We start from the raw sequence: 334 nt of genomic DNA, 5'->3' as shown, positions 1-334 counted from the left end.
TTGGTAAGTTCGCCGAGCAATGACAATTTTTTTAAAACTTGTTCCAATAAAGAATCAGCCGTAGGCTCAGCTTTAGTTGACCAAATTTTGTAATAGTTGTAAACTGACCGCCATTCTGGGAAATCACCGGGGACTTGACGCCATTGGCAACCGGTTTTCAAGACATATAGGGCCGCACAGAAGACCTCGTAGAGGTCATATTTTCGAGGCTTAGTTCGCTTACGAAAATTTTCTAAAGCTGGTCGAATTAATTCAAATTGTTGCCGAGTAATATTGCTGGGATAATTTGTCCAACCAGCGGCTTTGTCATATGAAAGGTCGTTGACATCAAACG

1 protein-coding gene is annotated in these 334 nt (G+C 41.6%); it reads right to left on the bottom strand.

Going from position 1 to position 334, the window contains the following annotated elements; genetic code table 11:
* Positions 1-272, bottom strand: a 272-nt coding sequence (locus tag MMY95_RS15735; protein WP_241277836.1) for a transposase, incomplete at its 3' end; no start/stop codon positions are given.
* Positions 273-334 lie beyond the last annotated feature (62 nt).

The sequence above is a fragment of the Lactiplantibacillus sp. ME-2 genome (assembly GCF_022549155.1).
Classification (GTDB): Bacteria; Bacillota; Bacilli; order Lactobacillales; family Lactobacillaceae; genus Lactiplantibacillus; species Lactiplantibacillus plantarum.
The sequence above is the reverse complement of the archived record's forward strand: the minus strand, read 5'-3'. Positions and strand labels throughout refer to the sequence as shown.